This window comes from Massilia sp. BSC265, assembly GCF_000740675.1.
GTDB lineage: Bacteria > Pseudomonadota > Gammaproteobacteria > Burkholderiales > Burkholderiaceae_D > Telluria.
The window spans coordinates 1-20,453 of sequence record NZ_JPXI01000032.1 but is presented as its reverse complement, the minus strand read 5'-3'; the positions used below and the strand labels follow the sequence as shown (position 1 = coordinate 20,453).

General features: G+C 65.5%; 23 protein-coding genes. 16 read left to right on the top strand and 7 right to left on the bottom strand.

The genetic code is table 11. The features are described from left to right. Positions 1 to 2 precede the first annotated feature (2 nt). The 4 genes from MA09_RS12020 to MA09_RS12005 are packed head-to-tail and all read left to right on the top strand — an operon-like array spanning position 3 to position 2,466. Positions 3 to 944: a flagellar motor protein MotB gene (locus MA09_RS12020; protein WP_036248745.1), complete on the top strand. Its 942-nt coding sequence runs from the start codon at positions 3 to 5 to the stop codon at positions 942 to 944. Positions 945 to 987: 43 nt separating this feature from the next. After that, positions 988 to 1,275 (top strand): flagellar biosynthesis anti-sigma factor FlgM, encoded by a 288-nt coding sequence (gene flgM / locus MA09_RS12015; RefSeq protein WP_036248685.1) that lies wholly within the window; start codon positions 988 to 990, stop codon positions 1,273 to 1,275. Further along, positions 1,272 to 1,724, top strand: coding sequence for a flagellar export chaperone FlgN (gene flgN, locus MA09_RS12010; RefSeq protein WP_229440690.1), 453 nt, complete (start codon positions 1,272 to 1,274; stop codon positions 1,722 to 1,724). The genes flgM and flgN overlap by 4 nt, the downstream gene beginning before the upstream one ends. After that, complete coding sequence (locus MA09_RS12005; protein ID WP_036248682.1) at positions 1,711 to 2,466, top strand: glycoside hydrolase family 73 protein; 756 nt, start codon at positions 1,711 to 1,713, stop codon at positions 2,464 to 2,466. The genes flgN and MA09_RS12005 overlap by 14 nt, the downstream gene beginning before the upstream one ends. Here MA09_RS12005 and flgA read toward each other — a convergent pair. After that, complete coding sequence (flgA, locus tag MA09_RS12000; RefSeq protein WP_229440688.1) at positions 2,463 to 2,978, bottom strand: flagellar basal body P-ring formation chaperone FlgA; 516 nt, start codon at positions 2,976 to 2,978, stop codon at positions 2,463 to 2,465. The genes MA09_RS12005 and flgA overlap by 4 nt on opposite strands. Positions 2,979 to 3,251: 273 nt before the next feature. Between flgA and flgB the strand changes: the two genes are divergently transcribed. The 12 genes from flgB (at position 3,252) to MA09_RS11940 (ending at position 13,074) form a co-directional block, all read left to right on the top strand. Next, entirely contained in the window at positions 3,252 to 3,611 is a 360-nt protein-coding gene (gene flgB, locus MA09_RS11995; protein WP_036248680.1) for a flagellar basal body rod protein FlgB, read from the top strand. A 2-nt stretch (positions 3,612 to 3,613) separates the two neighbouring features. Further along, a complete protein-coding gene (gene flgC / locus MA09_RS11990) occupies positions 3,614 to 4,018 on the top strand; it encodes a flagellar basal body rod protein FlgC (protein WP_036248678.1) in 405 nt (134 codons plus the stop codon). A 5-nt stretch (positions 4,019 to 4,023) separates the two neighbouring features. Further along, positions 4,024 to 4,713: a flagellar hook capping FlgD N-terminal domain-containing protein gene (locus MA09_RS11985; protein WP_036248676.1), complete on the top strand. Its 690-nt coding sequence runs from the start codon at positions 4,024 to 4,026 to the stop codon at positions 4,711 to 4,713. A gap of 11 nt (positions 4,714 to 4,724) precedes the next feature. Continuing rightward, entirely contained in the window at positions 4,725 to 5,909 is a 1,185-nt protein-coding gene (locus MA09_RS11980) for a flagellar hook protein FlgE (protein WP_036248673.1), read from the top strand. 18 nt (positions 5,910 to 5,927) lie between these two features. Continuing rightward, positions 5,928 to 6,656: a flagellar basal body rod protein FlgF gene (locus MA09_RS11975; RefSeq protein WP_036248670.1), complete on the top strand. Its 729-nt coding sequence runs from the start codon at positions 5,928 to 5,930 to the stop codon at positions 6,654 to 6,656. A 31-nt stretch (positions 6,657 to 6,687) separates the two neighbouring features. Further along, positions 6,688 to 7,473 carry a flagellar basal-body rod protein FlgG gene (gene flgG / locus MA09_RS11970; protein WP_200883063.1) on the top strand — a complete coding sequence of 262 codons (786 nt, stop codon included), beginning with the start codon at positions 6,688 to 6,690 and terminating at the stop codon, positions 7,471 to 7,473. A gap of 12 nt (positions 7,474 to 7,485) precedes the next feature. After that, complete coding sequence (gene flgH, locus MA09_RS11965; RefSeq protein WP_036248668.1) at positions 7,486 to 8,139, top strand: flagellar basal body L-ring protein FlgH; 654 nt, start codon at positions 7,486 to 7,488, stop codon at positions 8,137 to 8,139. A gap of 46 nt (positions 8,140 to 8,185) precedes the next feature. Next, entirely contained in the window at positions 8,186 to 9,277 is a 1,092-nt protein-coding gene (locus MA09_RS11960) for a flagellar basal body P-ring protein FlgI (protein WP_051933391.1), read from the top strand. Beyond that, positions 9,277 to 9,618: a rod-binding protein gene (locus tag MA09_RS11955; RefSeq protein ID WP_036248664.1), complete on the top strand. Its 342-nt coding sequence runs from the start codon at positions 9,277 to 9,279 to the stop codon at positions 9,616 to 9,618. The genes MA09_RS11960 and MA09_RS11955 overlap by 1 nt, the downstream gene beginning before the upstream one ends. A 117-nt stretch (positions 9,619 to 9,735) precedes the next feature. Further along, a complete protein-coding gene (gene flgK, locus MA09_RS11950) occupies positions 9,736 to 11,109 on the top strand; it encodes a flagellar hook-associated protein FlgK (RefSeq protein ID WP_036248663.1) in 1,374 nt (457 codons plus the stop codon). A 10-nt stretch (positions 11,110 to 11,119) separates the two neighbouring features. Beyond that, positions 11,120 to 12,031: a flagellar hook-associated protein FlgL gene (flgL, locus tag MA09_RS11945; RefSeq protein ID WP_036248662.1), complete on the top strand. Its 912-nt coding sequence runs from the start codon at positions 11,120 to 11,122 to the stop codon at positions 12,029 to 12,031. Positions 12,032 to 12,045: 14 nt separating this feature from the next. Then, a complete protein-coding gene (locus MA09_RS11940; RefSeq protein ID WP_036248661.1) occupies positions 12,046 to 13,074 on the top strand; it encodes a hypothetical protein in 1,029 nt (342 codons plus the stop codon). A 69-nt stretch (positions 13,075 to 13,143) separates the two neighbouring features. Here the strand turns inward: MA09_RS11940 and MA09_RS11935 are convergent, their stop codons facing one another. The 6 genes from MA09_RS11935 to infB form a co-directional block, all read right to left on the bottom strand. Further along, entirely contained in the window at positions 13,144 to 13,671 is a 528-nt protein-coding gene (locus MA09_RS11935; protein WP_036248655.1) for a porin family protein, read from the bottom strand. Between the two features lie 254 nt (positions 13,672 to 13,925). Continuing rightward, a complete protein-coding gene (typA, locus tag MA09_RS11930) occupies positions 13,926 to 15,764 on the bottom strand; it encodes a translational GTPase TypA (RefSeq protein WP_036248654.1) in 1,839 nt (612 codons plus the stop codon). 328 nt (positions 15,765 to 16,092) lie between these two features. Continuing rightward, positions 16,093 to 17,118 (bottom strand): S41 family peptidase, encoded by a 1,026-nt coding sequence (locus tag MA09_RS11925; RefSeq protein WP_036248653.1) that lies wholly within the window; start codon positions 17,116 to 17,118, stop codon positions 16,093 to 16,095. Positions 17,119 to 17,262: 144 nt separating this feature from the next. Then, positions 17,263 to 18,195 (bottom strand): tRNA pseudouridine(55) synthase TruB, encoded by a 933-nt coding sequence (gene truB / locus MA09_RS11920; protein WP_036248652.1) that lies wholly within the window; start codon positions 18,193 to 18,195, stop codon positions 17,263 to 17,265. Then, the gene (rbfA, locus tag MA09_RS11915; RefSeq protein WP_036248651.1) at positions 18,192 to 18,599 is read right to left on the bottom strand and encodes a 30S ribosome-binding factor RbfA; all 408 of its coding nucleotides are present in this window, start codon (positions 18,597 to 18,599) and stop codon (positions 18,192 to 18,194) included. The genes truB and rbfA overlap by 4 nt, the downstream gene beginning before the upstream one ends. A gap of 110 nt (positions 18,600 to 18,709) precedes the next feature. Further along, positions 18,710 to 20,453 (bottom strand): translation initiation factor IF-2 (infB, locus tag MA09_RS11910; protein ID WP_036248649.1); only part of this gene is annotated, 1,744 nt, incomplete at its 5' end.

Here is a 20,453-nt window from a genome sequence, read left to right as displayed (position 1 = left end):
TCGTGTCGAACCTTAAAGACAAGCACCATGAAGCCACCATCGTCAAACGCGGTGGCGGCAAGCACGCGCACGACGAGCACGGCGGCGCCTGGAAGGTCGCCTTCGCCGACTTCTGCCTCGCCTTGATGGCACTCTTTCTAGTTCTGTGGCTGATTGCCTCGCGCGAACAACAGAACCTCAAGAAAATCGTGCGCGACGCCAACGCCAGCGGTATGCTCGAGGGCATGGGCCACAAGCCGGCGATCGCGTCCGAGCCGAGCGGCAGCCTGATCGAGCGCTTCCAGCTGCCGGCTGCCGGCGCCAAGGGCAGCAACGACCCGGGCGCGCCGAGCCAGCCGCGCGTGGCCTACGAGTCCCCGTCCGAGCTGGCGGCACTATCGAAGGCGCTGGGCGAGATGAGCCGCGAAGCCGGCCTCGCAGCCAACCTCGACACCGTAGTGACCCCGTATGGCCTGCGCGTGATGCTGCACGATACCGACAACCAGGGCATGTTCATGCGCGGCAGCGCCCTGCCCACCGGCCGCTTCGTGAAGCTGCTGCGCAAGATGGGCCCGCTGTTCGCGCAGATGGAAAACCAGATGCTGATCGTCGGCCACACCGACTCCTCGCGTTTCGCCGGCCCCGACAAGGGCGGCTACTCGAACTGGGCCCTGTCGACCGACCGCGCGCTGTCAGCCCGCGCCGAGCTGCTGGGCGGCGGCATGCGTGCCGAGAGCGTGCTGCAGGTGGTCGGCATGGCCGACCGCGGCCCGATCGACGCCCAGCAGCCGCTGGCGGGCGTAAACCGCCGCATCGAACTGCTGATCCTGACCAGCACCCAGTCGCGCCTGGTCTCTGCAATGTTTGGCAAGCCCGGCGCCACCATCCCGCTGGGGAAGGAGGCGTCGATCGAGATGCCCGACGCGGCCGCCCTGGAAAAGCTGCGCGGCCAGTTGCCGAAATGAGGGCCAGCACATGAGCATTCAATCGAAAACCCGAGGATCCCGCATGAAAATCACCGGCACGATCACCTCCACCGTGAACGTCGGCACCCAGCCGGTCACGGTCTCGGCGCCGGCCGAGGCGCCGGCCGCGGCCGCGCCTGCGCGTGCCGCCACCCCTGCCCTCCAGTCCGAAGTGCTGCAGCCGGCCGCCCAGGCCCTGCGCATGATGCCGGATTTCGACGCCGCCCGCGTAGCCGAGCTGCGCGACGCCCTGGCCAAGGGCGAGCTGCCCTTCGACCCGGGCCGCCTGGCCGGCCTGATCCAGCGCTTCCACGGCGGAGGCCGCGGATGAGCACGAACATGAGCCAGAGCGTGCCACGCCTTACTCGCCAGCAGGCCAACCTCTTGCTTGCCGACGGCGTGCAGGCCGACGTGCGCGACAGTGCCGAAGTGCTGGCCCTGCTCGAACGCCAGTTCGAGGCGGCGCTGCGCCACCGCAGCAGCGAGCTGACCCAGCTTGCCGAACAGCTCATGCCCTTGTTGGATGCCATGGAAGCGCGGCGCCAGCAGCGCGTGTCGCTGGTGCGCGCCCTGCTGGGCGAAGGCGCGACCATGGCCGGTTTCATCGCCAGCCTGGCGCAGCCGGCGCAGGGCGCACTGGCCGCTGCCTGGGCCAACCTGGAAAGCACCGTGCAGGCCTGCAAGGCGGCCACCACCCGCAACGGCGGCCTGCTGGCGGAACAGTACACCGTGATGCAGCGCGTGCTGCACGGCGAGGACGATATCTATGCGCCACGCTGATTTCTCGCTGCCGTCCATGCAGCCGACGGCGCCGACCGCCGCCACCCGTCCTACCGCAGGCATCGGTGGCGGCGCCGGCGCCAGCTTCGGCCGCATGTTCAATGAAGTACAGGGCGAAGTCGCCGCCTACATCCAGAATGGCGACTTCGCGGCATCCGCCAGCGCGGCCGGCCTGAATGCCGAAGGCGCCGTCCTGCGTGCACGTGCAGCCGGCCTGATCAGCGGCGAACCGGAAGTCGACGGCCCCGGCGGCGTGGACGCCAATGTCGCCGGCACGCCGGAACAGCGGGCTTTCCTGGAAAGTATCGCCCCGTGGGCGCAGCAGGCCGCCCAGCAGCTGGGCGTGGCGCCGGAACTGGTGTCGGCCCATGCCGCGCTGGAATCGGGCTGGGGCCAGCGCCCGCTGAGGACCAGCAATGGCGAGTCGAGCCACAACCTGTTCGGCATCAAGGCCGGCAGCGCCTGGCGTGGCGCCGTCAGCGAGTCGGCTACCACCGAATACGTGGGCGGCGCGGCGATCAGGACGCGCGAGCGCTTCCGCTCCTACCCGGATGCGGGCGCCGCCTTCCGCGACTATGCGCAGATGCTGATCGATAACCCGCGCTACAAGAACGCCCTCGGCGTCGGCAGCGACGCGCGCGCCTTCGCCCAGGGCCTGGCGCGCGGCGGCTACGCGACCGACCCGGCCTATGCGGCCAAGCTCGAGCGCCTGGCCACCAAGTTGCAGGGAAGTGGCGGTTAAGGCCGGCGGCTGACGCCGGCAGGCATGTCGACCGGTTCGACGGTGCCTGCGCCCGCCACGCGCATGCGCACCACCTGGCCGCTCGCCGCATTGCGCACCCGGACCACGGCGCCCTGCGCGCCGGCGTCCAGCGCCTCGCCGGCCATGCTCACTTCGATGCCTTCCTGACGCGCCACCATCAGCACCTGGTCGCCGCGCTTGACCACCAGGGGGGCGGCCAGCTGGTTGGCGCGCAGCACTTCGCCGGCGCGCAGGCTGCGGCGGCTGGTCTGGCCGACCGCGGTTTCGGGGCTGCCGATGGCGTCGCCGATCAGGGTGACGTCGCGGCGCTCGAGCGTGACGTGTTCATTGCCCAGCACCTCGCCGGCCTTGAGCGGCATGGCAGTGACGGCGACCTGGGCGCTGACGCGCGCGCGCACGATGAAATCGTGGCGCCAGCCCTTCGGATCCGGGCAGCGCGCGACAAAGCGCATGCGGCTGTACTGGCGGGTATCGAGGGCTTCGATCTCCACCGGGGCGCTGCAGGGCGGGGCCGGGCGGGCGCTGACGACGCTGAGCTCGACTTGCGGTTCCGACAGGCCGCTGCTTAGCAGTTGTTTGTCAATTTGTCCACGAGCTTCTTGCTCTATCGCTAAGGAAATAGATTGCGCAGCGTTGACTGTGGCGCACAAAAGACAGGTTAGAATGCCGATGGTTGCCGTACGGAAAGCAATCATTGTTAAATAGAGGCCGTAAAAATTTCATTTTACCGAAACAAGCAGCAGTAGAACCGACAGAGGATCGCCATGACGATGAATTTCAAGGAAGCCCTCGGCGTGCACGCCGACGCGCTGCAACTGCGCGCCGAACGCACCCGCGTGCTTGCCGCCAATATCGCCAACGAGAGCACGCCGGGTTACACCGCGCGCGACATCGACTTCGCCTCCGCCCTGCAGGAGCAGATCGACGCCGAAGCGGGCGAACCGACCCTGTCGTCCGACGGCCCGCTGTATCGCGTGCCCTACCACCCGAGCGCCGACGGCAACACCGTCGAGATCGGCGTCGAACAGGCCGCGTTCTCGCAGAACGCTTCCGACTTCCAGACCAGCCTCACCTTCATCAACATGAAGCTGAAGGGCTTGGCCAAAGCCATCAATGGACAATAAACATGGGCTTTAAAGACATCTCGAATATCGCCGGTTCGGCCATGGCGGCCCAGACCGTGCGCATGAACACGATCGCCAGCAACCTGGCCAACGCCAATGCCGTGTCGGGCTCGGAAGCCGAAGGCTACCGCGCGCGCAAGCCGGTGTTCGCCTCCCTCGTGGGCGAGGACGGCGCCGCCCGCGTGCAGGTGCTGGACGTGGTCCAGTCAAGCGAGCCGCTGCGCAAGATGTACGAACCGGACAATCCCGTGGCCGACGCCGACGGCATGGTCTACTACGCCAACGTCAACGAAGTCGCCGAGATGGCCGACATGATGGCCGCCTCGCGCGCCTTCGAGACCAACGTCGAGGTCATGGGCCGCATCAAGAGCATGCAGGCTTCCCTGCTGAAGATGGGCGAAGGCTGATCGCGATGACCACCACCGGTACCTCGAATTCCTTCGGCTTCCCGGCGTCCACGACCCCGGCAAGCGACAAGATCGCAACAAGCGTGGCCACCAGCGAGAACAAGGACATGTTCACCAAGCTGCTGGTCGCCCAGATCCGCAACCAGGACCCGCTCGCGCCTTCGGACCCGAGCCAGTTCGTGAACCAGCTGTCGCAGCTGTCGCAGACCGAAGCGCTGCAGAAGCTGGCCCAGACCACCAGCGCCAGCGCCAGCGTGCTGCAAAGCCTGCAGGTGCTGGCGATGGGCGCCCAGGTCGGCAACGAAGTCTCGGTCGAGACCAGCCGCGTGCGCCTCGACGGCGACAAGGTTTCTGGCAGCGTTCAGCTGGGTGCGGCGAGCAGCGTGACCAACCTGGTCCTGACCGCGATCGACGGCAAGCAGACCCGCGTCAGCCTGCCTGCGCACGGCGCCGGCGCCCTGCCCTTCTCGATCGACCCGGCCAAGCTCGGCCTGGCGCCGGGCAACTACAGCATCAGTGCCGAAGCCTCGGACGGCACCAAACCCGCGGTCGAAGTCACGGGCCGCCTCGACAGCGTGCGCATGTCGGCTGCCGGCGGCATCCTGCTGCGGGTCGCCGGCATCGGCGAAGTCGAACCCTCGGCCGTCACAGGCTTCAACGGCAAGGCCACTGCCCTCGCCTCTACCGAATACTGAAAGGAAACTCCATGAGCTTCAACATCGCACTGTCCGGCATCCAGGCCATCAACGAGCAGCTGGAAGCCGTTTCGAACAACATCGCCAACGCCGGCACCTACGGCTTCAAGAGCAGCCGCGCCAACTTCGCCTCCTTGTACGCCGGCGAACAGGCGAACGGCGTCGAAGTCGCCTCGCTGACCCAGAACATCGGCCAGAACGGGAGTCTGCAGACCACCGGCCGCGGCCTCGACGCCGCCATCCAGGGCCGCGGTTTCTTCACCAGCCGCGACGCCCAGGGCGTGATGCAGTACACCCGCGTCGGCATCTTCAATGCCAACAAGGACGGCTACCTGGTCGACGCCGCCGGCCGCAACGTGCAGGGCTACGGCCCCACCGTGGGCGGCGTGCTCGGCGTGATGGGTGACATCAAGATCCCGACCGGCCAGATCGCGGCCAAGGCCAGCACCGGCATCGCCTACGTGGGCAATCTGTCGTCCGACTGGGAAGTCCCGACGGCCGGCTTCAACCCGGCCAACTCAACCACCTACAACATGGTCAAGCAATCGGTGCTGTTCGACTCGCTCGGCACCCAGCACACCGTGTCGCAGTATTTCGTCAAGACTGACGCCGACACCGTCACGGTCCACTATGCCTTCGACAAGGGCGCCCCGATCACCCAAACTACCGCCCTGAACTTCGGCACCGACGGCCGCATCTCGGGTGCGGTCTCGAGCGCTCCCCTGACCCTGACTCCGACGGGCGGCGCGGCGCCGATCACTTTCACCATCGACTACACCGGCACCACCCAGTTCGCCGGCGAAGCCACCACCACCACCAACCGCAGCGACGGCTATGCCTCGGGCAGCTTCGTGGGCGTGGAACTGGCCGAAGACGGCTCGGTGGTTGCCAAGTACAGCAACGAACAGCAGCAGGTGGTCGGCACCCTGGCGATCGCCACCTTCCCGGATGAAGGCGCCCTGATCTCGACCAGCGACACCAGCTGGGCCGCCAACAACGCCTCGGGCGCCCCGCTGTACAGCACCCCGGGCATCGGCCTGGCCGGCAAGCTGTCCAAGGGCACCCTGGAAGGCTCGAACGTGGACATCACTTCGGAACTGGTCGGCCTGATGACCTCGCAGCGCAACTACCAGGCCAACTCGAAGGTGATCACCGCCGAGAACCAGATGATGCAGGCCCTGATGCAGGCCCTGTAAGCCTGACGCCAAGCGACCATGGATAAACTGATCTTTACCGCCGTCAGCGGCGCCGAGCGCACCCTGCGCGCGCAGCAGGTGCGCGCCAACAACCTGGCCAACATCGAGACTGCGGGCTTCCGCGCCAACCTCGAAGTGGCCGCGACCCAGGCCATGCAGAACGGCTTCGGCTACGACAGCATGCACCTGTCGAAGACCGATGCCGACTCCATCTCGACCCGCGCCGGCGCGGTGCGCGAGACCGGCCGCCCGCTCGACGTGGCCATCAACGGCAACGGCTACCTGGCGGTGCAATACGGCGACGGCGAAGCCTATACCCGCGCCGGCGCCATCGACATCGACGCCAATGGCGCGCTGTCGGTGCACGGCCACCCCTTGATGGGCGAAGGCGGCCCGATCGTACTGCCGCCGCACCAGGCGGTCGAGATCGGTACCGACGGCACCATCTCGGTGCTGACCGAAGGTGCCACCCTGATGCAGGCGGTCGACAAGCTGCGCCTGGTGAATGCCGAAGGCGCGGAGCTGACCAAGAACGAAGCGGGCCTGATCGTCTCGCGCGCCGGCGATCCGCTCGAGGCGGATCCGAACGTCACCGTGCGCGGCCGCGCCCTCGAGGGCAGCAACGTGTCGGCGGTGGAAGAGATGGTCGCCGTGATGAGCCTGAACCGCAGCTTCGAGATGCAGATGAAGCTGTTCAAGGCCAGCGACAGCATGAACGAAGTAGGCAACCGCCTCATTGGTGCGTAAGCACGCCTTTAACCATATTTAAGGAGTACCCATGAATCCAGCAATGTGGATCAGCAAGACCGGCGTGCAGGCACAGGATGCCAAGCTGCAGGCGATCGCCAACAACCTGGCCAACGTCAACACAGTCGGCTTCAAGCGCGACCGCGTCGTGTTCGAAGACCTGTTCTACCAGGTCGACGCCCAGCCGGGCGCGCAAAGCGCGGACAATACCGTCTCCAACGGCGTCCAGCTCGGCAACGGTACCCGCCTGGTCGGCACCCAGAAGGTCTTTACCAACGGGAACATGCAGACCACCAGCCAGCCGCTGGACGTCGCCATTTCCGGCGCCGGCTTCCTGCAGGTGCGCCGCCCGAACGGCGAACCGGCCTTCACCCGCGCCGGCCAGCTGCAGGTCGATGCCAACGGCACCCTGACCAATGCCCAGGGCCTGCCCCTGGTGCCGCAGATCACCGTGCCGCAGAACGCCACCGCCATCACCATCGGCGAGAACGGCATGGTCTCGGCCACCGTCGCCGGCTCCACCGCTCCCCAGGAACTGGGCCAGCTGACCCTGACCAGTTTCGTCAACCCGGCCGGCCTGCTGGCCCTGGGCGAGAACCTGTTCCAGGAAACCGCCGCCTCGGGTACCGCCAACGAAGGCCGTCCGGGCGACGGCGCCTTCGGCAAGCTGAAACAGGGCGCGCTGGAAGGCTCGAACGTGCAGGTGGTCGAAGAGATGGTCGACATGATCGCCGCCCAGCGCACCTACGAAATGAACACCAAGGTGCTGTCGGCTGCCGACAACATGCTCCAATACCTTGCACAGGCTGCACGCTAAATAACGAAACCGATGAAATACCTTACCGCGGCGCTGTGCGCCATCGTCCTGAGCGGCTGCGCTTCCGCGCCGCCGCGCCAGGCCATGAACGACGACGACGATTTCGTGCCGATGGCACGTATGGCGTCGCGCGGCGTCTCGGGCGGCGTCTTCACGGGTGAAGCCGTGTCGCTGACCTCGGACAGCCGTGCCTACCGCGTGGGCGACGCGGTCACCGTGATTCTTCAGGAAACCACCCAGGCCAGCAAACGCGCCGGCACCAGCTTCTCGAAAGAGTCCTCGGCCGGCGTGTCGCCGATCGCGGCCCTGGGCAAGACCTTCGGCAAGACCGCGATCGACCTGTCGGCCGAGCGCGAATTCCAAGGCAATGCCACCAGCACCCAGCAGAACGCCCTGTCCGGCGCCCTGACCGTGATCGTGCAGGAAGTGCTGCCGAACGGACTCTTGCGCGTCGCTGGCGAAAAGAATTTGACCCTGAACCAGGGCGAGGAATTCGTGCGCCTGAAGGGCTTCATCCGCGCCCAGGACATCGACAACGACAACCAGGTGTCCTCGCTGCGCGTAGCCAATGCCCGCATCGCTTATTCGGGCAAGGGCGCCCTGGCCGACGCCAACCAGCCGGGCTGGCTGACCCGTTTCTTCAACAGCCCGCTGATGCCGTTCTGAGGACAATATGATTCAGATTTCCAAGGTGCCCCGAGTAGTTCGAATCATGTTGTGCGCCGCCGTGCTGGGCGCAGCCGCCCTGCCCGGCGCCGCCAGTGCGGCGCAGGCCCTGCGCAACCTGGTCAGCGTCGAAGGCGTGCGTGAAAACCCGCTGGTCGGCTACGGCCTCGTGGTCGGCCTGAACGGCAGCGGCGACTCGACCCAGGTCAAGTACGCCAGCCAATCGGTGGTCAACATGCTCAAGCAGTTCGGCGTGCGCCTGCCGGAAGGCGAAGACGCCAAGAACAAGAACGTCGCCGCCGTCATGGTATCGGCGGTGTTCCCGCCGGGCTATCGCCGCGGCCAGGCGATCGACGTCACGGTATCCTCGCTGGGCGACGCGAAAAGCCTGCGCGGCGGCACCCTGCTGCTCACGCAGCTGCGCGCGGCCGACAACGAAGTCTATGCCCTGGCCCAGGGCAACCTCGTCGTGGGCGGCCTGAACGCCACCGGCAAGAGCGGTTCCTCGGTCACGGTCAACACCCCGACCACCGGCCGCATCCCGAACGGCGCCATGATCGAGCGCGAGATCGCCACCGACTTCGCCACCCGTCCACAGGTGATGCTGCGCCTGCGCCAGCCGCATTTCGAGACCGCCACCAACGTGGTCAACGCGATCAACAAGGTATACGGCCCGATCGCCACCACCGCCGACGGCACCAGCGTCGAAGTGGTCGCCCCCAGCAACCCGACCGAGCGCGTGGCCTTCATGGCCAGGCTGAACAACCTGCCGGTGGAAGCCGGCATGGAAACCCCGAAGGTGGTGTTCAACTCGCGCACCGGCACCGTGGTCATCGCCGACGGCCTGCGCGTCAAGGCGGCTGCCGTCACCCACGGCTCGCTCAAGGTGATCATCTCGGAAAGCGCACGCGTGTCGCAGCCGGGCCCGCTCTCGCGCGGCCAGACGGCGGTGACGCCGGAATCGAAGCTGTCGGTGGACCAGGGCTCGGGCCAGATGTTCCGCTGGCCGGCCGGCGCCAGGCTGCAGTCCATCATCGACGTGGTCAACAGCCTGGGCGCCTCGCCCGACGACATCATGGCGATCCTGCAGGCCCTCGACCAGGCCGGCGCGATCGAAGGCGAACTGGTGGTGATCTGATGAAGATCGAACAGAACCAACCCATTCCGCTGCAGACCGGCCAGGATGCGCCGGTCGCCTCCGCTGCCGACCAGCCGGACCCCGTTTACGTCGCCAAGGCCACCAAGGCCGCGGTCGAGTTCGAACGCTTTTTCATCTCGCACATGCTGAAGGAGATGCGCTCCTCGACCCGCGCCATGGCCGCCGAGGACAGCGTGTTCAACAACCGCGTCAACCAGGACATGCAGGACATGGCCGACGACCTGCTGGCCGGGAACATGGCCGGCAACCGCGCCTTCGGCATTGCCGACGCCATCCTGCGCCAGCTGGTGCCGGGCGCAAAACCGGGCAACAAGACTTGATTCGCACAGCCGGCGCGCAATGCCGTCCGCGAAAAAACTTCGCATAAATAAGCTTAACGTGCTGCAATAAACGGTCGCCTTTACCAGGTGTCCCCCGCTCGAGGAAGAACCCGCACCATGGCCATCATCAACAACGCCCTGTCCGGCGCGCTTGCCGCCCAGGTTGCGCTGACCACCAGCAGCCACAACATCGCCAACCTGCAGACCAAGGGCTATACCCGCCAGTCCGCCCTGCTCACCGCCATCGGCCCGGACGCCAACCCGCGCTCGGCGGGCAATGGCGTGCAGGTATCTTCCCTGCTGCGCTTCTCGGACAACTACAAGAGCCAGGCCATGTGGCGCGCCGCCGCCGACCTCGGTTCGTATTCGCAGACCCAGCCCTACCTGAGCCAGCTCGAGAACGTGATGGGCGACGACACCGCCAGCCTGTCGGCCGGCATCGACCAGTTCTTCGGCGCGCTCAACGCGGTTGCCGGCGATCCGGGCTCGACCCCGCTGCGCCAGCAGGTGCTCACCTCGGCCGGCCTGATGGCGGAGCGCTTCAATGGCCTGAACAACGTCTTCAACGCCCAGCTGCAGTCGGTGCGCAACCAGCGCAGCGCGATCGTCGATTCGGCCAATGCCCAGATCGCCACCATCGCGCGCCTGAACCAGCAGATCAGCCAGGCCCAGGCGGGCAACCTGAGTGCCTCGGCCATGATCGACGCACGCGACCAGGCGATCGACGACCTGGCCGGCAAGATGGCGCTGGAAGTCTCGGACAACGGCGACGGCACCCGCGACGTCTCGCTGAAGACCGGCCAGGCCCTGGTGCTCGGCAGCATGCACGGCACGCTCAAGGCTGCCCCAACCGCCACCTCGCCGCAGGAATTCTCGCTGAGCTTCGCCGGCACCAGTTATGTGCTCGACGCCGGCAAGCTCGGCGGCCAGCTGGGCGGCCTGACCAAATTCGAGACCGAGAAGCTGGTACCGCTGCAGGCCGCCGTCGCCAACATCGCAGAGGAGATCGCAAGCAGGGTCAACGGCCAGCTCGCCCTCGGCCGCAAGCCTGACGGCTCCGCGGGCACCCCGCTCTTCGTGTACACCCCGGGTAGCAGCGCGGACATGCTGAAGGTGGCGAACGGCTTCGAGGCCGCCGACCTCGCCTTCTCCGCCGACGGCACCCCGGGCGACACCGGCAACCTGCAGAAACTGGTCGCCATCAAGGGCCAGCCGATCACCGTGACGAGCATCGGCACCGTGCTGCTGAGCGATGCCGACACCCAGCTCGTCGGCAAGCTCGGCGTCGACAGCCAGCTCAACAAGGCAGGGCTGAAGACCACCCAGACCGTCCGCACCCAATCGGTGGACGACTGGCAGTCGACCAGCGGCGTGAACCAGGACGAGGAAGCGGTCAACCTCGTCGAGTACCAGAACATGTACCAGGCGAACATGAAAGTCATTGCCATCGCCAACCAGCTCTTCGACGCCACGCTGGCGATGATGGGCTAAAGGAACCACCATGCGTATCGCGACTTCCCAGTACCAATCGACGATGAACCAATCGCTCCAGATCAACCAGGAGCGCATCACCCACCTGACGCAGCAGCTGGCGTCCAACAAGCGCATCCTGGTGCCTTCGGACGACCCGGTCGACAGCGTACGCCTGGCACGCCTGGCGCGCGAGGAAGCGACAGTGCAGCAATACCGCGACAACATCGCGTCGATCAAGATCCGCATGAACAAGACCGAAGGCACCCTGCAGAACATGACGGACGAGCTCATTCCCGGTCGCGACCTCCTGGTCTGGGCCTCGGACGGCAGCAACGCACCGGAGGACCTGCAATCCATGGTGTCCCCGCTCGAATCGCTGCGCGACAGTCTGCTCTACAGCGCCAACTCGATCGACCAGGAAGGCAACTACAACTTCTCGGGCACCCTGACCAAGACCGCGCCGATCGCCTACGATCCGGCGGCGGCGCTCGGTTCGCGTTACAGCTACGTCGGCAACATCAATTCACAGAACGTCGTGGTCGGTAACGGCATCACCCAGCCGGGTAACCAGAACCTGCAAGGCATCGAAAAGCTGCTGAATCACCTCGAGCTGGCCATTGCCGGCCTGAAGGCGCCAGGCGCCTCGGCCAGCGACCCGGCGCTGCGCTCGGTGCTGAGCAACGCCCTGGACGGGTTCGACGATGCACTGGACCTGGTCAGCAGCAAGGTGGCCACCCTGGGCGGCGCGCAGAACATCATGAAGACCCTGGACGCCAACCACGCCAATATCAGCCTGTCGAACAAGATCGCAATTACCGACATCAGCGCGCTCGACGTCGGCGAAGCGGCCACCTCGCTCAACGGATATTCGACCGCCCTGCAGGCCACCTACAAGGCCTATAGCCGCATCGGCACCCTGTCCCTGTTCTCGGTGTTGTAATACGATAGTTTGTCATGGAAGCAACCCTTCGTCCTACCAGTCCCGCGGCCAACCCGGCCAATTCATCGATCAGCAATGCCGCTGCTGCGTCCTCGACCGCCGCAGCGGCACGCGCCACCGCGATCAAGCCGCTCGACGCGGACAGCCGCGCGGTCACCCGGGCCGCTCCCACTGCCGCCCCGCTCAAGCGCGGCATCACCTGGGATACGCGACTGCAGGGCGACGTCGCCCGGGCCCAGCAGGCACTCGACTATCTGGAGCGTGTCGCTTCCCAGCTCGAAGCGCTGAAGGCCGACCTGAGCGCCAAGATTTCCGGGCGCGGCGATCCGGTGCGCCAAATCGAGGCCAGGTCCCAGCAGCTCGCCAGCGCGCTGGAAGCGCGCCGCAAGCAGGCCGGCGGCGGCGTCGATGCCCAGCTCGGCTTCGATGGCGGCCAGCCTGCCATGACGCGCTTCCGCATCCGCGGCTTCGACATCGCTTCGCTGCAGTCCGCGGGCCAGCAGACCTATGCCTTCTCGGTCGGCAGTGCCGGTGGTCCGCAGCTGACCGCCACCATCGAGCCCGGCATGACGCCAGAGGAAATCGCCGCCCGCCTGGACCGTACCCTGTCGCCGGTGAAGGTACGCGTCTCGCTCGACAAGCAGCAGCAACTGGTGTTCAGCGCGCCGGAATCGGAGTGGGCCGGCATCAAGGATGCGATCGCGATCTCGGGACGTGGCCGTGTCGACGTGGCGGAAGACCCGAGCGGCCTTGCGCCTGAAAAGTGGAGCATCGGCAATCCGGACGCCCTGCGCCAGAGCCTGCTCGAGGTGGTCCAGGCCTTGGCCCGGGTGCGCCGGTCGCAGGAAGCGGCCAGTGCCGCCTTGAACGCGGCGATGGCGCGTACCGAGCAGCAGGACGTCCCGGAAGCGGAACTTACCGCCATCAGCAGCGATTTCGCCGCCTCGGCCGCCAGCCACGACTACCAGTCGCTGCTGGCGATTACCTCTGCCCTGGTCGGCGTGAGCCGGGAGCGGGTACAGGCCCTGCTCGGATTGCGCTGATCTGTTTCGCCCATGAAAAAAGCTCTCCCGCGCCTGGCGCTGGAGAGCTTTTTTGTTAAGCGAGCTTGCTTAGAAGCCGTATTTGAGACCTGCGCTCCACACGTTCGCGCGGGCGCCAAAGTCCTTGGTCTTGCCGTAGCGCTCATATTCCGCCACCAGCGCCGTGGTCTGGTTCAGCTTGTATTCCACGCCGACACCGGCATAGCCGCTGTTGTCGCTCTGCTTGAAATTACCCACATTGGTGCGCAGCTCGCGCGAGCTGTGCGAGATGCCCAGCTTGCCGTAGGCCGACACCTGCTCGTTGACCGGCATGGTGTACTTGGCGGCCACGTAGGCGCCATAGCCTTCGACGTCGCCGCGCACAGCGCCATTCGCGAAATCGGTCTTGTGGTGATTGGTCGCGCCTACTTCGACGCCGACACGCTCGTCGAAGTGGTAGCCTGCGAACAGCTTGCCGTCGGCTTTATTCGCGTCAACGGTGGTGTTCTTGGCGGTCACGGCGCTAGCGCCGACATAGCCGCGGCCGGCCATGGTCTGGGCCTGGGCGGTGCCTGCAACGGCGGCGCTGGCGATCAGTGCAATCATGAGCTTTTTCATACTAACTCCCTTCAATCGTCTTCAACTGTATCGCAATTCCCAATGAATCGCGTTGTGTGTTCACAATAGCATCGCACCACCGCCGAGCCCAAGCGAACGGCCGGCAAGAACTGTAACAAGTTGCAAAATGAAGACCAGATCCGCACTTATGTGCGCCAGATGACGGACGATGACTTCAAGACTGCCGGACGCGACTGGATTCCAAAAATAAAAAAACCCGCTGCAAGCAGCGGGTTTTTCAGAATCAAGGCTAATTACGCGCCTTCGCGGCTCGCCTTCTTGCGCTCGTGTTCCTTCAGGAAGCGCTTGCGCAGGCGGATCGATTTCGGGGTGATCTCGACCAGCTCGTCGTCCTCGATGAACTCGACGGCGTATTCCAGCGACATCTGGATCGGCGGCACCAAGCGCACGGCTTCGTCGGTACCTGACGAACGCACGTTGGTCAGCTGCTTGCCCTTGATCGGGTTGACGACCAGGTCGTTGTCGCGCGAGTGGATGCCGATGATCATGCCTTCGTACACCGGGGTGTTGTGCTCGACGAACATGCGGCCGCGGTCCTGCAGCTTCCAGATCGCATAGGCGACGGCGGCGCCGTCATCCTGCGAGATCAGCACGCCGTTGCGGCGGCCGGCCAGGTCGCCCTTGGTGTTGTCGACCGGTGCGTACTCGTGGAACACGTGGCTCATCAGGCCGGTGCCGCGGGTCAGGGTCATGAACTCGCCCTGGAAGCCGATCAGGCCACGCGCCGGGATCAGGTATTCCAGACGAACACGGCCCTTGCCGTCCGATTCCATGTTCTGCAGGTCGCCGCGACGGCGCCCCAGCTCTTCCATCACGCCGCCCTGGTTGACTTCTTCCACGTCGACGGTCAGGTTCTCGTAGGGCTCGCACTTGACGCCGTCGATTTCCTTGAACACCACGCGCGGACGCGACACTGCCAGTTCGAAGCCTTCACGACGCATGTTTTCCAGCAGGATGGTCAGATGCAGTTCGCCACGGCCCGAGACTTCGAAGATGGTGTCGTCGTCGGTCGGCAGCACGCGCAGCGCCACGTTGGCCTTGAGCTCACGCTCCAGGCGCTCGCGCAGCTGGCGGCTGGTGACGAACTTGCCTTCGCGACCGGCCAGCGGCGAGGTGTTGACCATGAAGTTCATGGTCAGGGTCGGCTCGTCGACGGTCAGCATCGGCAGCGCTTCCGGCACGTCCGGTGCGGTCACGGTCACGCCGATGCCGATGTCTTCGATACCGTTGATCAGGACGATGTCGCCGGCGACGGCTTCCTCGACCTGCACGCGCTCCAGGCCCTTGAAGTTCAGCACCTGGTTGATGCGGCCCTTGATCGGGTTCTTGTCGTCCTGGCCGTTCACCACCAGCACGTCCATGCCCGGACGCACACGGCCGCGGTTGATGCGGCCGATGCCGATCTTGCCCACGTAGGACGAGTAGTCGAGCGAGGTGATCTGCATCTGCAGCGGACCGTCCGGGTTGTCGTCACGCACCGGCACGTATTTCAGGATGGCGTCGAACAGCGGCTTCATGTCGCCGCCGCGCACGCTTTCGTCCATGCCGGCGTAGCCGTTCAGGCCCGAGGCGTAGACGATCGGGAAGTCCAGCTGCTCGTCGGTCGCGCCGAGCTTGTCGAACAGTTCGAAGGTCTGGTTGATCGCCCAGTCGGCGCGCGCGCCCGGACGGTCGATCTTGTTGACCACGACGATCGGTTTGAGGCCCAGGGCCAGCGCCTTGCGGGTCACGAAGCGGGTCTGCGGCATCGGGCCTTCCTGGGCGTCGACCAGCAGCAGCACCGAGTCCACCATCGACAGCACGCGCTCGACCTCGCCGCCGAAGTCGGCGTGGCCCGGGGTGTCGACGATGTTGATGTGGGTGCCTTCGTACTCGACCGCGCAGTTCTTCGACAGAATCGTGATGCCACGTTCTTTTTCGAGGTCGTTCGAGTCCATCACGCGGGTGTCCACCGCCTGGTTTTCACGGAAGGTGCCCGATTGGCGCAGCAGCTGGTCCACCAGGGTGGTCTTGCCGTGGTCAACGTGGGCGATGATTGCGATATTACGAATCGCGCGTTTGGTGTCTGACATGTGTGTTTTCAACAGTGAATGTTGCGTGATGGATGGAAGCGGCGACGAACGAAGAGATTACCGATTTCCGTAACCCGCTACTATAGCATGCTTCTCCAACTTGCTGCGTTGCAGCGAGAAGCCGGGAGTTGGTTTTTCGATGATGTTGCCGCCGGCGGGCCCGTTTCCGGGCCGGGATGCCGGCGAGTGTAGCGGCGGGATGTTGAAGGATGATGACAGTCCGGACGCCGCTGGCAGCGTGGCGCTGCCTTTTCCGGGACAAGGACGTATATGGAAACAGATTGGTGGAATTCAAGACCCGCGCGCGCGGGTCTGGCAGAGGCCGGCCTCAGCTCTTCTCGAGGGCTTCGATCTGTTTCGCCAGGCTGGCGCGCAGCGTTTCATCCTTGCTACGTTCACGCAGGGTTTCCAGCGCCGCGCGGTGGGCGACGCCGAGCGCCGCCTTCTCGTCGACCGCGACGTGCGGCTGTACGCCTATGCCTTCCCAGCTGCCGCCATCGACGGGGCTGACCGACTCGCCGATCGGGATCGACAGCAGGTAGTCGTTACGCAGCGGCAGCATCATGTTGGGGTTGCCACCGCCGCGGGTGGTAACGCCGACCAGGGTCGCGCGCTTCAGGCTCTTCATCGCGTACGCAAAGGCTTCGCCGGCAGAGAAGGTGCGGCCCGAGGTCAGCAGCCAGACCGGCTTGCCGAGGTAGCGCTTGCCCGCGACGTTCGCGAAGGACTTTGCCTCTACCTTGCGGTTGCCGCGGTAGCGCAGTTCCATCACCGTGAACGGCTTTTCGAAGAAATAGCTGGCCAGTAGTTGCATGGCTTCTCCGCCGCCGCGATGACTACGCAGGTCGATGATGAGCGCATCGGTATTGGCCACGAAACCCATGGCGACGCCGAAGGCCTCCATGGCCTGTTCGGTATCGTCGTGGAAGTGGAGGATATCGATGTAGCCGACGTTGCCCGGCAAGATCTCCACCTTGCGCAGGCCGTAGTTCTCGCGGCGCTCCTGCTCGCGCTTGGCCGCCGTGCTGGCAAAGGCGCCCGGACGCAGCGTGCGCACATTCGGCTGGTGGCGCAGGCTCATGTGCTTGTCCTTGCTGATTTCCTGCAGGTGGCTGCTCAAGAGCTTGACGAACTCCTCTTCGGTGCCGGCTGCGGCATAGGCACCGGCCTGTTGGTGCTTGCGCACGTTCTGTTCGATGGCCGGGTAGCGTTCGGGGTGGATGTATTCCGCCTTGATCTGGGCGAGCGTCTCGTCGACCACCAACTCGCGTTCGCTCTTGGCGCCGGCGTGCAAGCCGGGACAGGTCAACAGGGAGACGGCCAGCAGGGCCGCACGGAACAGATGGTTTTGCATGATGGGTCTCCAGAATAGTGGTGAGTCCATCATTGCAAGCGCCGTGCCAAGGGTTTCTCTCTGGGAAAACGGCTCGTGGGAAGCGTCCGCGGACGCGCACGCTGCCGTCCACGACGTGGCGCGGACAGCGGCATGCAGACAGGATTACTGCGCGGCCGCGATCAGGCGCTCGGGCGCCAGGATCGCATACTCCTGCAAGTTGGCGGTGCCGAGCAGCTTGCCGTCATGATAGACGCGCACTCGGCCCAGTTCGCTCGGGACCATGACGGATTCCTTGCCGAGCGCGAGGCGCTGGCCGTTCAGGAAGCGCTTGGCGAGCTCCGGCGTGAGCTCGACCGAGGGGAAGCTCGACAGTAGCGCATCGACCGGGGCCAGCAGCGACAGCGGGTCCGGGTGTGCCTGCAGGTCGTCCAGCGTGATCATGCGTTCGGCCGACAGGTTGCCTACCTGCACGCGGTGCAGCGCGTTCAGGTGGGCGCCGCAGCCGAGCGCGGCGCCGATATCCTCGCCCAGCACCCGCACATAAGTGCCCTTGCTGCAGGTAACCAGGATCTTCAGGTAGGGCGCCGTGTAGTCGACCAGCGACAGGCCGTGGATCGTCACCGGACGCGCCTCGCGCTCGAGCGTGATGCCTTCGCGCGCGTATTCGTACAAGGCCTTGCCGTCGCGCTTGAGCGCCGAATACATGGGCGGAACCTGGAAGATGGGGCCGCGGAAGCGCGCCAGCGCAGCTTCGATCTGCTCGCGCGTCACATCCTGCATCTCCTCGGCCCTGCGCTGCTCGATGACCTCCCCTTCGGTATCGCCGGTCGTGGTCATGATGCCGAGATGGACCGTTGCCTCATAGGTCTTGTCGGCTTCCAGCAGGTCTTGCGAGAACTTGGTCGCTTCGCCGAAGCACAGCGGCAGCAGGCCCGTGGCGAAAGGATCCAGGGTGCCGGTGTGGCCGGCCTTCCTGGCGTTGAAAACGCGCTTGGCCTTGATCAACGCGTCATTCGAGGACAACCCGACCGGCTTGTCGAGCAGGAGAACGCCGTCGACCGGGTCGCGCGGCTTTTTGGGAGGACGCGCGTTCACTCGGAATCCGCATCTTCGTCCTGGCCGAAGTCGGCCGCACGGACCGCATTGGCCTGGTCGATCAGGGCCGACATGGCGAGGCCGCGCGTGGTCGAGGTGTCGTGCACGAAATGCAGCTGCGGCAGCGTGTGGATGTGCAGGCGCTTGCCGAGCAGGTTGCGCAGGTAGCCGGCGGCCTTGGACAGGCCCTCGAGGGTCTGCTTCACTTCTTCCGGGCTGTCCTTCAGCAAGGTGAAGTAGACCTTGGCGTGGGCGTAGTCGGGCGTCAGCTTGACTTCGCTGATGGTGACCATGCCCACGCGGGGATCCTTGAGTTCGAAGGCGATCAGTTCCGACAGGTCTTTCTGGATCTGGTCGGCGACGCGCAGGCCGCGCTGGGGGATGCTTTTGCTGTGTTTTGCCATGATGTAAAGCGATGTTGTTCTTGTGATGTGATGGGCCAAAAACAAGGGCCAGGCCCTTCGCGGCATCGCCGCGAAGCGTCCTGGCCCTCATGGTACGCCCAATGCCGAAATTACAGCGTACGCGCCACTTCGGTGACTTCGAACACTTCCAGGACGTCGCCGACCTGGATGTCGTTCATGTTCTTCAGCGACAGACCGCACTCGAGGCCGGCGCGGACTTCTTTCGCATCGTCCTTGAAGCGCTTGAGCGAGTCGATCTCGCCGGTCCAGACGACGATGTTGTTGCGCAGCAGGCGGACCGAGGAAGTACGCTTGACCACGCCGTCGGTGACCAGGCAGCCCGCGATCGCGCCGACCTTCGACACCAGGATGACCTGGCGGATTTCCACCTGGCCGGTGATGGTCTCGCGCTTCTCCGGCGCCAGCATGCCCGACAGTGCCGTCTTGATCTCGTCGATCGCATCGTAAATGATGCTGTAGTAACGGATGTCGACGCCGTTGGCTTCCGCCACCTTGCGCGCCGATGCGTCGGCACGGGCGTTGAAGCCGATGATGACCGCTTTCGAGGCCACCGCCAGGTTGACGTCCGACTCGCTGATGCCGCCCACCGCCGCATGGACGATCTGGACACGCACTTCCGAGGTCGACAGCTTCTGCAGCGAGCCCACCAGCGCTTCCTGCGAACCCTGCACGTCGGTCTTGACGATCAGCGGCAGGTTCTTGACTTCGCCTTCGGCCATCTGGTCGAACATGTTCTCCAGCTTGGCGGCCTGCTGCTTCGCCAGCTTGACGTCGCGGAACTTGCCTTGACGGAACAAGGCGATTTCACGTGCCTTGCGCTCGTCGGCCATGACCATCGCTTCTTCGCCGGCGCTCGGCACTTCGGTCAGGCCCTGGATCTCGACCGGAATCGACGGACCGGCTTCGGTCACCGCCTTGCCGTTCTCGTCCAGCATCGCACGGACGCGGCCGAACGAGGAACCGGCCAGCACGACGTCGCCGCGCTTCAGGGTACCCGACTGCACCAGGATGGTGGCAACCGGACCGCGGCCCTTGTCGAGGCGCGCTTCCACAACGAGGCCACGTGCCGGTGCTTCGACCGGCGCGGTCAGTTCCAGCACCTCGGCCTGCAGCAGCACCTGCTCCAGCAGGTCGTCGATACCGGTGCCGACCTTGGCCGAGACCGGGACGAACGGCGAATCGCCACCGTACTCTTCCGGCACCACGCCTTCGGCCACCAGTTCCTGGGTGACGCGGTCGGTGTTGGCGCCCGGCTTGTCGATCTTGTTGATCGCCACCACCAGCGGTACGCCGGCAGCTTTTGCGTGGGCAATCGCTTCCTTGGTCTGCGGCATCACGCCGTCGTCCGCCGCCACCACCAGGATGACGATGTCGGTCGCTTTCGCGCCACGGGCACGCATTGCGGTGAACGCCTCGTGACCCGGGGTATCCAGGAAAGTGACCATGCCGCGCGGGGTATCCACGTGGTATGCACCGATGTGCTGGGTAATGCCGCCGGCTTCGCCAGCTGCCACCTTCGCACGGCGGATGTAGTCCAGCAGCGAGGTCTTGCCGTGGTCGACGTGGCCCATGACGGTCACGACCGGCGCGCGCGGCTTGGCCTCGAACTCGGCGTGCTCGCCCTGGTCGGCCAGGATCGCTTCCGGATCGTCGACGGCGGCCGCGAAGGCCTTGTGGCCCATCTCTTCCACCACGATCATCGCGGTTTCCTGGTCCAGCACCTGGTTGATGGTGCACATCTGGCCCAGCTTCATCAGCTGCTTGATGACTTCCGACGCCTTGACCGCCATCTTGTGGGCCAGTTCGGCCACGGTGATGGTTTCCGGCACGTGG

Coding starts and splice junctions, on each gene's coding strand:
- flgM (WP_036248685.1), top strand. CDS start 988: ATGAAAATCACCGGCACGATCACCTCCACCGTGAACGTCGGCACCCAG.
- flgN (WP_229440690.1), top strand. CDS start 1,272: ATGAGCACGAACATGAGCCAGAGCGTGCCACGCCTTACTCGCCAGCAG.
- MA09_RS12005 (WP_036248682.1), top strand. CDS start 1,711: ATGCGCCACGCTGATTTCTCGCTGCCGTCCATGCAGCCGACGGCGCCG.
- flgB (WP_036248680.1), top strand. CDS start 3,252: ATGACGATGAATTTCAAGGAAGCCCTCGGCGTGCACGCCGACGCGCTG.
- flgC (WP_036248678.1), top strand. CDS start 3,614: ATGGGCTTTAAAGACATCTCGAATATCGCCGGTTCGGCCATGGCGGCC.
- MA09_RS11985 (WP_036248676.1), top strand. CDS start 4,024: ATGACCACCACCGGTACCTCGAATTCCTTCGGCTTCCCGGCGTCCACG.
- MA09_RS11980 (WP_036248673.1), top strand. CDS start 4,725: ATGAGCTTCAACATCGCACTGTCCGGCATCCAGGCCATCAACGAGCAG.
- MA09_RS11975 (WP_036248670.1), top strand. CDS start 5,928: ATGGATAAACTGATCTTTACCGCCGTCAGCGGCGCCGAGCGCACCCTG.
- flgG (WP_200883063.1), top strand. CDS start 6,688: ATGAATCCAGCAATGTGGATCAGCAAGACCGGCGTGCAGGCACAGGAT.
- flgH (WP_036248668.1), top strand. CDS start 7,486: ATGAAATACCTTACCGCGGCGCTGTGCGCCATCGTCCTGAGCGGCTGC.
- MA09_RS11960 (WP_051933391.1), top strand. CDS start 8,186: ATGTTGTGCGCCGCCGTGCTGGGCGCAGCCGCCCTGCCCGGCGCCGCC.
- MA09_RS11955 (WP_036248664.1), top strand. CDS start 9,277: ATGAAGATCGAACAGAACCAACCCATTCCGCTGCAGACCGGCCAGGAT.
- flgK (WP_036248663.1), top strand. CDS start 9,736: ATGGCCATCATCAACAACGCCCTGTCCGGCGCGCTTGCCGCCCAGGTT.
- flgL (WP_036248662.1), top strand. CDS start 11,120: ATGCGTATCGCGACTTCCCAGTACCAATCGACGATGAACCAATCGCTC.
- MA09_RS11940 (WP_036248661.1), top strand. CDS start 12,046: ATGGAAGCAACCCTTCGTCCTACCAGTCCCGCGGCCAACCCGGCCAAT.
- MA09_RS11935 (WP_036248655.1), bottom strand. CDS start 13,671: ATGAAAAAGCTCATGATTGCACTGATCGCCAGCGCCGCCGTTGCAGGC.
- typA (WP_036248654.1), bottom strand. CDS start 15,764: ATGTCAGACACCAAACGCGCGATTCGTAATATCGCAATCATCGCCCAC.
- MA09_RS11925 (WP_036248653.1), bottom strand. CDS start 17,118: ATGCAAAACCATCTGTTCCGTGCGGCCCTGCTGGCCGTCTCCCTGTTG.
- rbfA (WP_036248651.1), bottom strand. CDS start 18,599: ATGGCAAAACACAGCAAAAGCATCCCCCAGCGCGGCCTGCGCGTCGCC.